The organism is Neoroseomonas lacus, assembly GCF_014644535.1.
Classification (GTDB): Bacteria; Pseudomonadota; Alphaproteobacteria; order Acetobacterales; family Acetobacteraceae; genus Neoroseomonas; species Neoroseomonas lacus.
The window spans coordinates 1-12,859 of sequence record NZ_BMKW01000035.1 but is presented as its reverse complement, the minus strand read 5'-3'; the positions used below and the strand labels follow the sequence as shown (position 1 = coordinate 12,859).

Here is a 12,859-nt window from a genome sequence, read left to right as displayed (position 1 = left end):
CTCGAGCGTGAACGTATCAAGCGACAGACGATCCAACAGCGACGCTTGATCCACCAACAACGCGCCGCCTAACCTCACAACCAGATGGGCCAGAGCCTCCGTTAGAAGACCGCCTCCACCGTCTCAAAGCATTCGACGACGGACATTCCAGCACTATGCGCTGTTCCGGCACATGACTGTGTTGGAGAACGTCGCATTCGGGCTGCGTGTGCGGAACCGGCGCCCGTCCGAAGCGGAGATCCTGCGGCGCGTCCGGGAATTGCTGGCGCTGGTGCAGATTCCAGAGCTCGCATCGCGTTTTCCGGACCAAGTGTCAGGAGGGCAACGCCAGCGCGTCGCGCTCGCCCGTGCGCTGGCGATCGAGCCTCGGCTGCTGCTGCTCGACGAACCCTTCGGCGCTTTGGACGCGCTCGTGCGCAAGGATGTGCGGCGCTGGGTGCGCGGCCTGCACGATCGGCTCGGCATCTCCACCATCCTCGTTACCCACGACCAGGAGGAGGCGATGGAGATGGCAGATCGCGTCGCGGTCATGCAGCGCGGGCGGATCGTACAGTGCGACACGACGGAGGCGCTACTGCGGGAGCCGGCCACCCCCTTCGTCGCCGGCTTCCTCGGTGAGGCGACCCAGCTGGACTGCCAGATCCGCAGCGGCGTCGCGCATTTCGATCCATTGCCCCTGCCACCGATGCGCGTGGCCCTGCCGGATGGTGAGGCTCAGGCCTTCCTGCGGCCGGGCGACATCGCCGTACTTGCCGGACCGGGGGCTTTCACGGTGCGGGCTCTGCGCGATGCAACAGAGGAGCGTTGCCGGATTGTTGTAGATCTCGGCGGCGTGCTGCTCGACGCCACCACGGCCAACGGTCATGCGCCGCAACGCGGCGCTGCGTGCCGCATCGTGCCGCGCGGCGGTATGATCTTCGACGCCAACGGCCAACGCGCCCGAGCCGAGCCGCTCACGCGTGCCTTGGTCAGCTGATGGTCCGAAAATGCTGCCAACATCATCTCGCGCCGGATTTGCTTTGGTGAGGAGGCAGGAGAAGGTGCGACTTGGTACAAGCGGTCTCTATCTAGTGGCATCAGACGCGGCGCGCGGGCTCTGGAGGGCGTATCGGCGACCACGCATTCTCAGGCGACAAATTGTTGAACGGCGTCCAATGCTCAATGATCAACGCTTCCGTCCGCAGCTCCATGACGCACAGGACGCCATCTTGGATTCGAGACCTCCCCCATCCAAGATCCCTTGCCTAACCCACTACCTGAAGAGTGCCATCAGAGCGATCGGGAGGCAGGCTGCTGCAGCATCTAAAAGTAGAATACACGAAACTGCCAACATGGATCGTCTAGCTCTCTACCACCTCGGGCGCCGCGCCTGCGCGCGCGAAGCGGATCATCACTCGTAAGCCCCTGTCGGGCGACGAGATGACTTCAACCGCCGCGCCGGCGTTCTGCCGCAGCGACTGCACAATCAGCGAACCGAGACGCCCGGAGGTGGGCCAACTCGTGCCCGGAGGTAAACCAATACCATCATCTGAGATCGAGACTTGGCAGCCCTCGGAATCGACCAGGCTGTGGAGCGTGATCGTGCCGCCCGCACGTCCGACGAAGGCGTGCTTCAGCGCGTTCGTCAGCACCTCGTTCACCACCAGCCCGGTCGGCATCGCGACATTGATTGAAACCGGCCAGGAATCGACCTTGAGGTCGAGCCGTATGCCTTCCACCGCGTGGGCCTGCATGACGGCTGAGGCAATCTGACTGAGGTAGATGCCCAAATCGACGCTCTGGCCGAACTTCTCCTCTGAGAGCGAGCGGTACAGCAACGCCAGTGCGTCGACCCTTCCAGCCAGACGGTCGAATGATTCGCCCGCCTCATCGTCCGATGTGTTGTAGCCCTCCATCCGAATCAGCGACGTGATCATCTGCAGATTGTTCTTCACGCGATGCTGCAATTCGCGCAGCAGCACGTCCCTCTCCTTCACGCGTGTTTCAAGGGCCTCGTTGTCCGCGCGACTTCGCGAGTTGACCGCAGCGAGCGCGACGATCCGAAACAGCGGCGCGCCAACCTCGTCCTCGATCACGTTCGACCAGGCCTCGAAGGTGATCCCGCCTTCAACCCCCGCCGGGCCCAGGCGAAATCTGCCGATACGGTCCTCGCCCATCGTGATGGCGTCGCTGAGGCTCCGGTCATCGCCTTTCGCCGTGGCAATCGCCTTCAGGTCGCTCCAGGGTTGGCCCTGCAACTCCACGACCGGCTGGCCGGAGAGTCGTTCGAATTCGAGATTGGCGTAGATGACGCACTCCCGCGGCTTCAACTCCGCCACGGCGATCGCGACGGGGATATGGTCGAGGAATTGCTTGAAGTGATCGCTGTCGAGCGCAGCAGCGAGGTTGGCGTCACCGAGAAGTTCGCTCAGCGGTCCGGTTTTGTCGTCATTGGTCGCCATGAGTAGGCCCTCGTTTGGCCGCGCGGATCTGGACGACGCGGGATTCAGCATGGTCAGGGTGGCACGACGAAGTGTACGCTATGCCGGGCGGGCGGTAAGCGGGCCGGAAATTGACCCGCCAATGAACTATTTACCAAACCGAGGATGAAACCCTCGTCGAGCGCCGAACGAACCGATTCAACGTACGATCTCATCCAGCGCAAAGAATCCCCGACGCGCCGGTGAGCGTTTCACCATTCAGAGGCGGCCGATCACCTGTCGTACCCACCCATGCGACCAAGCGACGTTGAACCGCTTCCGGACGTCGGTCCCGGAACAAATGGATGACCACTGGTCCTCAACGCTGCCAATCCCGATCCGGATGTCCGTTCACCGCCGCGACGATATCGGTTCCAACGCAACGAATTCTGCGCATCGATCGGGACGAGCATCGGACACGATCACGCTTCTGGGCTTCCTAACGAGTGCTGCAGAAAGAAGCGAAGCATTTCTCTCGACGCGTCTGGGCCGCGTGGGTCGGTGTAGGATCCCTCATGGCTGCCGCCGGACCACGCATGGCCGCCGCCATGCACCAGCCATTGCTCGAGGACGGCTCGGCCAGTGTCATCGCTGTGGATGGTGCGGCTATAGGCGTGTCCGCCTGGCACATGGCCGCGCCACATCTCGCTCCGCAGACCGCCGACGCCGCCGGATTGAGCGATGACCTGATCACCATTGCGCGGGTGCACCGTGCTGTCCTTGTCGGCGTGAAAGACGATGGTCGGGACTGCGCGTCGGTCGCCTAGGGTGGCTGACCCTGTCGCGCCCTGCCGCATGGCGGCGAAGGCCGACGGCATGTCACGGGCCGCTCCGCACGCCAGCCCCGAATGTACGCCGACCGCGGCATAAAGATCTGGATAGGCCATCGCCATGATGACCGCCGCCGCGCCGCCGGCCGACAGTCCGGCCACATAAACGCGTTGGTGATCCACGACATGGTCGCGCATGGTCTGCTGGGTGATGCCAGCGATCAGCGCGGGTTCACCCTGGCCACGCTGCTGATCTCCCGGGCTGAACCAGTTCCAACATTTCTGTGCGTTGGCGGCCTGCGATTGCTCGGGGTAGGCAATGAAGCAACCATGCTTCTCGGCGAGGATGTTCATCCGCGTTCCGGCGGCGAAGTCGTCTGGCGATTGGGTACAGCCATGCAGCATGACGAGCAGCGGCATCGCCTCGCCGACGTACGTGCTGGGGATGTAAAGCTTGTATCCGCGGCTTCCGGCGTGGTTGCTGAAGGAGCGTGTCACAAATTGTGCGCCATCCGGCAGCACTCTGGGCGGCTGCGACGATCCGCCTCCGTGGAATTGGCCGAGGAATCCACGCAGCGTCTCGGGAAGGGGCGCCGTGCCCGCTCTGTCGTGACGGCCAGGGGACCAAGAGCGCGACCCGAACCTGGAAGATCCGGCAGCACTCGCGGCCGACGCAAGAAGCATCGCCTCACCGGTTTGCGGATCGACGTCGAAGATTCGTGGCGGAGACGCCGAAACAGTCTGCGCGTTGCCGTCGGGCGTGATCGCGGCAATCCCGGGCCGACCTGCGCCACGAAGAGCGCATTGCAGCAAGGCGGTAGCTTCGGTCAGCTTGCCTTCGCGCGTCAGCCGCATCGCGTCGAGGATGTGGTTCGGAAGCGTCTCGTTCATGTCAGGAACCTTCAATGGGACGACACAGGCAAGCCTTCCTCGCAGGACGCTTGCTCGGCATTCGCGCGGGATGACGATGACCGGAATAGGGTATTGCCCCCAACAGGAGGCGACGAACGGTCGGGGCCTGGACCGATCAGCTCGTGCGGTCGGCGAGCGCGGCCTTCACGGCAGCGCTTGCCTGGAATGCTCCGAGGACGGAGATCGATGCGATCGTGGCGCGGGCCAATTCGGGCGTGACATCGGCCGCAATGCTGGCGAGGCCGAGCACCCGGATGTCGAGTTGTTCGCCCGCCGCGCGAACCGCCTCCAGGTCCGCCCGGCCAAAGTGCCTCAACCCCAGATCCAGGCGCTTTCTAATGACAGCCTGCTTCGTTGCGTCAGCATGGCGATCGATCTGGTTGCGGATCGCGGTGCGAATGAAGTCCGTTCGGTTCGAATAGAAGCCGTCCTGCACCAGCAGATCGATATGTCCCAGATCGACATAGCCAAGGTTGATGGTGATCTTCTCCGTGTCGCTGCTCGGCTTTGGCCGGAGCGATTGCACATTGTTGGCCAATCCCATCTCCACACCATCTGTCTGGATGGTATGTGGGTGATGTTGTGGCCCCTTCAAGCGCATCGGCTCAACCAAAGCGAAACAGATCCGTGTCCGGATCCGGTAGCCCCAGGATGGCCCGCTGGATGATCTCCGCCGCGATGGCACTGAAGGTGATGCCATTGCCGCCAAACCCCATCACGGCGTAGCAGCGCGGCGCGCCGGGCACTTCGCCGATGGCTGGCAGGCCAATTGCGCTTTCGCCGAAGCACCCGGCCCAGGCATAGTCAGGCGCCGTGTCGAGCTTCGGCAGAAGGCGCTTCAACTTGCGGCCGATGCGCGCCATTTTCGCCGGGATCAGCGCGTCGCGTTTGGCCTCATCCTCGAATGCCTCATCCTCCCCGCCCGCGACCACGCGGCCGTCACGCGTGGTTCGGCAATAGAGGTATGGATCTGAGGCCTCCCAGATCAGGCAACGGCTCGGCCACAAGGCTTCGGACTGCGGTGCCGTTGCCATAGCCCAGGTGGATATGACGCGGTAGCCACGCGGCTTGAGCAGCTTCGTCAGCGCGTAGCCGGTGGCCAGGACGACGCTGCGTGCGGAAATGCTGTGGTCCGTATCGGTGCTCAGGGTCACGCGCCGCCTGCCGGGGGCGATGTCGATGATGTCGACCGGTGCATGCAGCATCGCGCCTCGTTGCGCAGCGGAGCGCCACAGCCCGCGCGCCAGCTTGGCCGGATCGACCTCCGCCGAGCCGGCCGACCAGATCGCGCCCGGCTTGTCGATGCCGGTAAAGCGCTTCAGCGTCGCACGATCGATTAGGATGGAACGAAGGCCAATGCGCTCCCGCGCCGCTGCCTCGCTCCGCAGGTCGGCGAAGTCCAGCACGTTGCCCGGCAGATACGCCGTGTGGCGTTCGCGGAAGTCGCACCGCAACCCCAGATCGGCGATGCGCGAATGAAGCCGCGTCACGCCGCTGGCCGATCGCCACCAGGCGCGGGCTGCACGCGCTGGCCCGATGCGATGGCGCAGAAGGGTCAAAGGCTGGTCGATCTCGAATTGCAGCATGGCGGTGCTGGCCGGCGTGGACCCCCGGACAAAGCCGACGCGATCGAAGACAGCCACGCTCAACCCGGCCTGCAACAGCGCATCGGTGACCAACGCACCGCTGATGCCCCCGCCTATGACGGCGACATCGACGTTCAGACTGGTGCCGAGCGGAGTTGCCGCCGGGGCCCGCGTGCCATAGGCCAGCCACAGAGGCACGCCAGTGCGCAGCTTCATGGGATCGATGGCATCGATTGCCCGCAGGGCGGCGCGGTTGGACTGCGCGCGACCTGCTCTTGGTGGAGCCTGCGCCATGTCAATATCGCCGGTACGAGACTTGGTGTGCCGCAATCGCCCGCCGATCAACCACGCTTCTGGCGATGCGCCGCAGGACCGGTTGAAGTACTTGGCGGTGGCGGCAAGGCGGCTTCGCGTTCCCAGAACCGCATGGCCCTGCAGCGTGCGACAAACTCACCGGCGTCGGCCTTGGCGCGCAGCGCGACAAAGCCGTCATCGCCGATCGGCACGCCGGCCTTGTCGAAGAGCATGCCGGCTGCTTTGACATGCGCGATGAACTTGCAATGTGTAAACGCATCCGCAAGGAAATCGCGTGCCGCCGGCATCGGCGCAAGAAGCGCCGCGCCCTCGGCTGATGGCAGGATGGCCACGGCGTCGAACAGCACGGAGGGTCCCGCGACCAGGGCGTGGTGCACTTCGATGCTGCTGCCGTCGCTTGCCACGATGCCGCCGACCGTCGGCGCCACCAGTTCGAGCGTGGCGCCCTCCGCATCCAGCGCCGCGCGTAGCGCCTTCAATAGTATCGCGTCGCTGCCATTGGTCACCAGGGCGCCGACCTTGCGGCCGCCGAAGCCGGGTGGCGGATTGGACAGAATGCTCAGTGCGGGAGACGGCTCCAGATCAGTACGCACGGCGCAGGCGGCTTCCGCGACTGCCGGTAGCGTCGCGATGCCGAGTTTGTCGGCAAGTGTGGCGGCCAGTGCTACATCCACATTCAACAGATGCGAAATCATGCGCAATCGGATCGCCGGCGCTTCCACCTTGCCAAGTTCAAAGGCCATGGCGTCACAGATGTGACTCTGCTCGACCGGGGTCTGGCTGATGTAGAATTGCCGCGCTTGGCTGTAGTGATCCGCAAAGCTCACCGGCCGCAGGCGCGCCTTCGGTCCTTGCTCGTCCGCACTGAAGGACCGATATCCCGCATCGGGCGCCTCGCGCGGGCCAAGGCCCCACGAATTGGGCTGATAGTTCGCGCGCCCAACCGGATTGCGCATGGCCATATGCCCATCCTGTTGAAAGTGATGGAACGGACATTTCGGTGCATTGATCGGGATATGGGTGAAATTCGGACCTCCGAGGCGCTTCAGCTGCGTGTCGAGGTAGGAGAAGTTGCGCCCCTGCAGCAGGGGATCGTTCGAGAAGTCAATTCCCGGTGGCACGTTCTGCGTCATGAACGCGACCTGTTCGGTCTCGACGAAGAAATTGTCTGGCATGCGATCAAGCACCAGGCGCCCAACCGGGATCGGTTTCAGCAGCTCCTCCGGGATGAGCTTCGTGGGATCCAATACGTCGAAATCAAAAGAATCGGCGAAGGCTTGGTCGAACAACTGCACGCACAATTCCCATTCCGGGAAGGCGCCGGACTGGATGGCATTCCACAAATCGCGTCGATGAAAGTCCGGGTCTGCGCCGTTGATCTTCACGGCCTCGTTCCATAGCACGGACTGCATGCCAAGCTTGGGCTTCCAGAGGAACTTCACGAAGGTCGATTGATTCTCCGCGTTCACGAAGCGGAAAGTGTGGACACCGAATCCTTCCATGAAGCGGAAGGACCGAGGAATGGCGCGATCCGACATGACCCACATGATCATGTGCATGGATTCCGGGGTCAGCGAGATGAAGTCCCAGAAGTTGTCATGCGCGGACGCCGCTTGAGGGAAGCCACGATCGGGCTCTTCCTTCACTGCATGGACAAGGTCGGGAAACTTGATCGCGTCCTGAATGAAGAAGACCGGGATGTTGTTGCCGACGAGGTCCCAATTGCCCTGCTTCGTGTAGATCTTCACTGCGAAGCCGCGGACATCGCGCGCGAGGTCCGCTGATCCTCTGGCGCCTACCACGGTGGAGAAGCGCACGAAGGCCGGGGTCTTTTCCCCGGCACGCTGGAAGACGTCGGCGCACGTGACATCGGCCAGAGATTTGTAGGTCTCGAAGAAACCATGCGCACCGTAGCCCCGGGCATGGACCACGCGCTCAGGGATCCGCTCATGATCGAAGTGAAAGAGTTTCTCGCGAAGATGGAAGTCCTCGATCAGGGCGGGGCCGCGCGCGCCGACCTTCAGCGAGTTCTGGTCATCGGAGATAGGACCGCCCTGCGCGGTGGTCATCACCGGTGTGTCGGGGCCTGCGACCTGGTGCAGCTCACCGCCGGATCCACGCTCCAACGTCTGGTCCTCGATGGTCACGGCACGCAGGCTCTCTTTGGCGCCTGACGCCTTGGGCAATTTCGACATAGGATGGCTCCTCGCGCATTACGGCTTTTGATGTGACGTCCAGCCTTGCATTCCGTCTCGCCGCGGGACGCTGGAAGTGGCGCGCCATTGCGGCTGTGCGCTGAGGCAGCGCGCAGACAACAACAGGGAGGACAGCGAAAGCTGCCCTCCCCTCGTCGTTTCTCAGGAAGCCGCCCGTGCGTCCTTAGCGCGCTGGTTGGCGCCCGCAGATGCCAGCTTGCTCAGCGCGCTGTCGGTCTTCATCTCCTCCTGCAACGTGGCGTCCAGCAGAGCGGCCGCGTCAGGATGACCGAGTTCGAGCGCCCACCGCTTGAGGGTGCCGTATCGCGTGATCTCATAGTGTTCGACGGCCTGCGCCGATGAGATCAGGCCGGCGTCGAGGGCGGGCGTGCCTTGGAACTCCTGAATGATCTCCTCGCCCTCGGCGACGATTCCCTCGATCGCGTCGCAGGTCTTGCCGCGCGGCGCTTTTCCGAGTGCTTCGAACACCTGTGCGAGTCGCTCGAGATGTCCCTCGGTCTCCTGCTGATGCTTCTCGAAGGCCTCCTTCAGCTCGGGCGACTGCGCCGCCCGCCGCATCTTCGGCAGCGCCTTCAGGATCTTGCGCTCGGCGTAATAGATATCCTTGAGAGTGTCATGGAAGAGATCGTCGAGGGTCTTTTCCTTCGCCATGGTCGGCGCTCCTTTCAGATGTTTGCTCTGGGAGCCGTGAGGGCCGCCGCATGGCGGCCGCTCCTAGGCTCGCGTCAGACGCGCGGCGGACGCTCATTTTCCGGGCGTGCGCCGCTGATGTTGGTGCCGGCGACGTCATCCACAGCACGGCTGGCCATGGTGCCGGGCGGATTGCCGGGCGTGCCGTCGGGAGCCGATCGACCGCTGGCCGGTTCATTCTCGACGTAGCCCCGCCAGCCGGTGGACCGATAATCGGCCTCGCGCGTCGTGATGTTGACGGGGGCATGCGCCGCCATGATGTCGGCCACGCGGCCCATTCGGGACGCGTCGGTGCGTACGGTCACGATGGTGCCGCCGCGCCGCACGCCTTCGGCGTAGACATGGGCCTCCTTCTCGTCGACCCCCGATCCGGTGAGGGAACCGAGGAGACCGCCCGCGGCGGCGCCCGTGCCCAACCCGACCAGGAGAGAGGCCAGCCAGCCCGCCGCCACCAGCGGCCCGATGCCGGGGATGGCAATCATGCCGATACCCGCGAGCAGCCCGGCGCCGCCGCCGACAACGCCGCCGACGGAGGCGCCGACCGCGGCACCACTTTCCGGAGCGGCGGTCTCGACGTCATCGTGGTCGGTCGTGGCGTTCCGACCGACGATACTCACCTCCTCCTGCGTGAAGCCGGCCGCCTGCAGGTCGCGTACGGCGGCGCTGGAGCCCGTGTAGCTGTCGAACAGCCAGGTTCTTGTCTGATTGGGCATGATCGCGTCTTTCGTGGTCTGCCGGGGTCACCGGGCATCGGTGAACCGGGCTTGATGCGTGGGGCTTATCGGGTGGTGGCAGGTGGCGAGGCGGCATCGGTCCGCGGCGATGGTGCCGGCGACGAGCCACGCCGCGGTGATGCGGAAGGCGCAGGCAGGGACGCGACGCCCGGGCCGATGGCGATCCTTCCGCGGAAATCCATGGCTAGGTCGACCGTTGCGCCGTTACGCATCCCGCGGCCGCGCCAGAAGCCTGCTTCGTCCTTCATCAGATTCTGAATATTGGCGAAGCCGGCATCCTCGAACCGGCCACGCGCCTGGCCTTCAGTAAAGCTGTTAGCACCCCGCTCCAGCTCGGACGCAGCAACGATGTGGTTCGCTTCGGAGGCGGGAGCTGCAGCCGTTCGCGGTGGCGTCGAAGGCGGGGATGGTGTCGCCGCGGGAGGCGTTGGCACCTGTGCCTGTGCCATGGCGATACTGCCGAAGTAGGCGGTTCCCATAAGTAGCGTGGCGGTAAAGATGGATTTCATAACGTTGATCCCGACTGAAGTTGAGAGAAGCGGCCCCGCTTATGGCGCGGCCAAACCCGGCTATTCGCGGTTCAGCCGCCTGACAGGCGACCGGCTTCCGCAGCGGAGACGCCGAGCACAACCCGCTCGCTCTCGACCGAGGCGACGCAACTCAGCGGCAGGTAGTGGTGCTGGCCGTCGATGCTGTCGCTGCGCGCTAGTTTGATTTGATCCCCGTCCATGTGATCGACCTTGCCGATCAACGTGCCGTCGTTCGCGATGACTTTCATGTGCTCATGGATACCGTTACTGACGTGCATGATCATTCCTCCTTGATGGGAGAGCGGGCTTCCGTCGGCCATCGCTCACCAGCCGCATCTCGACTGTGTGGAGTCGTGAGGTTGGTTACACCGTCTCACTTCCACTGGATCGCGGCGTTGCGCGCCCGCGTTCATCGGCCCCTAAATGCGAGCTCGATCGAGAGTGGAACGCACACATCCGTCCGAGGTTTCTTTCGGAGTGACCGCTAGGCGAGAGCATTTGGTCCCGTGACCGACACGCTTTGGTGTACGCGCTTGGGTTTCCAGGGGCATGCGGGAGCTCCACCCTATAAAGGCAACGAGCGCGGGCAATTGGAGCCTAGTCGCAGCGGCGGAAGTTGCCGTGACCGCGAGATCTTCTAGATACCGGCGACATCAACCATTGTTTCGCTTGGCTTCGCACTCGTTCGGAGCGAATGGTCGCTGGCGCGATGCAGGAGGCCGCGCTGCCCCGCTGAGGCTCAAACTGCGGGGCTCGGGCTGGTAGCACCCGGATCATCGGGTGCGGAAGCGGAGCCCGACGATGACCAAGCTTTCCGAAACGCAGCGCGTGATCCTGAGCAAGGCGGCGCGGCATGAGGCGCTGCTGACCGAGCCGCCGGCGAAACTTCCTGCCGCCGCGCGCAACGCGGTCCTGCGAAGCTTGTTGGCGAAGGGCCTTCTGGGCGAGATCCCCGCCCCGCGGGAGTTCGCTGACCTCGGCTGGCGGCAAGACGATGATGGCGGCCGGATCGCCCTGCGCATCACCGATGCCGGCCTGGCAGCGATCGGGGTCGAGCCACCCCAGCACCAACCGGAAGGTCAGCAATCGGCGCTTCCCCAGCCGGCGGAAGCTGCCTGGATCCCCGCGGCGGGCCAGGGAGGCTTTCAGGCGGCTTTTCAGCCTCCACCGCTGTCCGCTACCAGTGAAGCGTCCGAGGGGGCCCAGCGGTCGCCCGTGAGTCACCAAGGGCGCAGTGGCCGGGCGGCCGCACTGCGGATGGCCACTGCAACCGTCCTCGCCGCCTGGGACGCACCGGAGCAGGCGGGGATCAACGGCGCCATCACGGCCCTGCGCGACGCGCGGGCCTCCGCACCGCGGGCGCCACGCGCCGCTTGCGCACTGCGCCCACCCCGCACTGGCACCAAGCAGGAGCACGTCCTCGCCCTGCTGCGCCGGGATGAGGGCGCGACCATCATCCAGGTCATGGACGCGACCGGCTGGCAGCAGCACACCGTCCGCGGCTTCCTCGCCGGCCTCAAGCGCCGCGGCATCACCATCGAAGTGCTGGAGCGCGTCCGCCAGGTCGGACCGAACAAGCAGGGCGCGAAGGGGTCCTATTCCATTTATCGCACTGCCATTCCGGCCGCGGCGCATGCCGAGGTCGCCGGCTGATGCGCCTCGGTGCACAGGCGCCCCGTCTCGCGGTCGGGCTCACTCGGGTCTCGACCGCTGAGCAGGGGCAGAGCGGACTGGGCCTCGAGGCCCAGCTGGCCAGCATCCGGTCCTTCATCGCGGCGCAGGGCTGGACGCTGGTGGCGGAGTCTTCCGACACCGCGTCGGGCAAGGACGATAGGCGGTCGGGGTTCCAGGCTGCCCTCGCCCGCTGCCGCCAGCTTGACGCCGTGCTGGTGGCAGCGCGGCTGGATCGGATCACGCGCCGGGCGCACACGCTGTCGCAGCTGCTGGAGGACGGAGTCTCCATCCGCGCAGCCGACATGCCCGGCGCCGATGACCTGATGCTGCGGATCTATGCGGCCATGGCGCAGAAGGAGCGGGAANCGCGGATACCGGCCTGCTGCCGGCCCTGACGCCGCCGCAGCGTCTGTGGCGCGCCAACGAGCGGCAGAGCTGACAGCGCACCGGCTGAGCCTCGAAGTTGAACAGCTACAGGCCCGTGGAATAGTCGCGCAGGCGGCGATGGCCAGGGCGCTGAACGAACGTGGTGTACCGACACCGCGAGGCTCGGCCACCTGGACCCATACGACGGTGGCACGGTTGGTGATGAGAGTGCGGCAACTGGTCCCATCTACCGGTCAATTTCCGAGCGGATTCATTTTCCTGAAGCAGAACGCCACCGGCCTCCCACCCGGGCTGGTTACTCAGGATAGATCTCACCGCCGTCCGACGTCGTCTTCTGGAAAAGGATGAATGCAAGGGGATTGCCGGGCTCGGCCATGGCGTCGCTACGCTGCCCAGTGATCCTACCAGCCACGCTGCTCGTATATTCCGCAACCACTTCGCCGAACCCGTTGCGTTGGACCGCTATCCTCTGTCCGGCTTCGACCCGGTCATCAAGATTCACGAGGTGCTCAACGAGCCCGCCTTGGGTTGCAAGGACGGGGAGCGCGCTATTTCCCATGAAGACGCTGACATCCTTGCCTGTGCG

13 protein-coding genes are annotated in these 12,859 nt (G+C 64.7%); 3 read left to right on the top strand and 10 right to left on the bottom strand.

The annotated features are described in order from the left end of the window. Positions 1-130 precede the first annotated feature (130 nt). Positions 131-976 carry a sulfate/molybdate ABC transporter ATP-binding protein gene (locus tag IEY36_RS29855; protein WP_188973892.1) on the top strand — a complete coding sequence of 282 codons (846 nt, stop codon included), beginning with the start codon at positions 131-133 and terminating at the stop codon, positions 974-976. A 364-nt stretch (positions 977-1,340) separates the two neighbouring features. Here IEY36_RS29855 and IEY36_RS29850 read toward each other — a convergent pair whose 3' ends face one another. The 9 genes from IEY36_RS29850 to IEY36_RS29810 form a co-directional block, all read right to left on the bottom strand. Then, positions 1,341-2,441 (bottom strand): sensor histidine kinase, encoded by a 1,101-nt coding sequence (locus IEY36_RS29850; protein ID WP_188973886.1) that lies wholly within the window; start codon positions 2,439-2,441, stop codon positions 1,341-1,343. Positions 2,442-2,881: 440 nt separating this feature from the next. Next, positions 2,882-4,120 carry an extracellular catalytic domain type 1 short-chain-length polyhydroxyalkanoate depolymerase gene (locus IEY36_RS29845; RefSeq protein WP_188973884.1) on the bottom strand — a complete coding sequence of 413 codons (1,239 nt, stop codon included), beginning with the start codon at positions 4,118-4,120 and terminating at the stop codon, positions 2,882-2,884. Between the two features lie 136 nt (positions 4,121-4,256). Continuing rightward, positions 4,257-4,679 (bottom strand): CopG family transcriptional regulator, encoded by a 423-nt coding sequence (locus tag IEY36_RS29840; protein WP_229681708.1) that lies wholly within the window; start codon positions 4,677-4,679, stop codon positions 4,257-4,259. Positions 4,680-4,746: 67 nt separating this feature from the next. Beyond that, positions 4,747-5,943 carry an NAD(P)/FAD-dependent oxidoreductase gene (locus IEY36_RS29835; RefSeq protein ID WP_188973882.1) on the bottom strand — a complete coding sequence of 399 codons (1,197 nt, stop codon included), beginning with the start codon at positions 5,941-5,943 and terminating at the stop codon, positions 4,747-4,749. 125 nt (positions 5,944-6,068) lie between these two features. Beyond that, positions 6,069-8,237, bottom strand: coding sequence for a catalase (katE, locus tag IEY36_RS29830; protein WP_188973880.1), 2,169 nt, complete (start codon positions 8,235-8,237; stop codon positions 6,069-6,071). Between the two features lie 162 nt (positions 8,238-8,399). Further along, on the bottom strand, positions 8,400-8,909 hold the full coding sequence (locus IEY36_RS29825) for a YciE/YciF ferroxidase family protein (protein ID WP_188973878.1): 510 nt from the start codon (positions 8,907-8,909) through the stop codon (positions 8,400-8,402). 74 nt (positions 8,910-8,983) lie between these two features. Continuing rightward, complete coding sequence (locus IEY36_RS29820; protein ID WP_188973876.1) at positions 8,984-9,661, bottom strand: hypothetical protein; 678 nt, start codon at positions 9,659-9,661, stop codon at positions 8,984-8,986. A gap of 65 nt (positions 9,662-9,726) precedes the next feature. Continuing rightward, positions 9,727-10,191: a hypothetical protein gene (locus tag IEY36_RS29815; protein WP_188973874.1), complete on the bottom strand. Its 465-nt coding sequence runs from the start codon at positions 10,189-10,191 to the stop codon at positions 9,727-9,729. Positions 10,192-10,262: 71 nt separating this feature from the next. Beyond that, on the bottom strand, positions 10,263-10,490 hold the full coding sequence (locus IEY36_RS29810) for a DUF2171 domain-containing protein (protein ID WP_229681707.1): 228 nt from the start codon (positions 10,488-10,490) through the stop codon (positions 10,263-10,265). A 523-nt stretch (positions 10,491-11,013) separates the two neighbouring features. Between IEY36_RS29810 and IEY36_RS30990 the strand changes: the two genes are divergently transcribed. Further along, the gene (locus tag IEY36_RS30990; RefSeq protein WP_229681706.1) at positions 11,014-11,865 is read left to right on the top strand and encodes a DUF3489 domain-containing protein; all 852 of its coding nucleotides are present in this window, start codon (positions 11,014-11,016) and stop codon (positions 11,863-11,865) included. Then, positions 11,865-12,281 carry a recombinase family protein gene (locus IEY36_RS29800; protein ID WP_188973870.1) on the top strand — a complete coding sequence of 139 codons (417 nt, stop codon included), beginning with the start codon at positions 11,865-11,867 and terminating at the stop codon, positions 12,279-12,281. The genes IEY36_RS30990 and IEY36_RS29800 overlap by 1 nt, the downstream gene beginning before the upstream one ends. Before the next feature lie 287 nt (positions 12,282-12,568). Here the strand turns inward: IEY36_RS29800 and IEY36_RS29790 are convergent. Continuing rightward, the coding region (locus IEY36_RS29790) for a succinylglutamate desuccinylase/aspartoacylase family protein (protein WP_188972892.1) at positions 12,569-12,859 on the bottom strand (291 nt) is incomplete at its 5' end.

Coding starts and splice junctions, on each gene's coding strand:
- katE (WP_188973880.1), bottom strand. CDS start 8,237: ATGTCGAAATTGCCCAAGGCGTCAGGCGCCAAAGAGAGCCTGCGTGCC.
- IEY36_RS29820 (WP_188973876.1), bottom strand. CDS start 9,661: ATGCCCAATCAGACAAGAACCTGGCTGTTCGACAGCTACACGGGCTCC.
- IEY36_RS29845 (WP_188973884.1), bottom strand. CDS start 4,120: ATGAACGAGACGCTTCCGAACCACATCCTCGACGCGATGCGGCTGACG.
- IEY36_RS29815 (WP_188973874.1), bottom strand. CDS start 10,191: ATGAAATCCATCTTTACCGCCACGCTACTTATGGGAACCGCCTACTTC.
- IEY36_RS30990 (WP_229681706.1), top strand. CDS start 11,014: ATGACCAAGCTTTCCGAAACGCAGCGCGTGATCCTGAGCAAGGCGGCG.
- IEY36_RS29835 (WP_188973882.1), bottom strand. CDS start 5,943: ATGAAGCTGCGCACTGGCGTGCCTCTGTGGCTGGCCTATGGCACGCGG.
- IEY36_RS29810 (WP_229681707.1), bottom strand. CDS start 10,490: ATGCACGTCAGTAACGGTATCCATGAGCACATGAAAGTCATCGCGAAC.
- IEY36_RS29850 (WP_188973886.1), bottom strand. CDS start 2,441: ATGGCGACCAATGACGACAAAACCGGACCGCTGAGCGAACTTCTCGGT.
- IEY36_RS29825 (WP_188973878.1), bottom strand. CDS start 8,909: ATGGCGAAGGAAAAGACCCTCGACGATCTCTTCCATGACACTCTCAAG.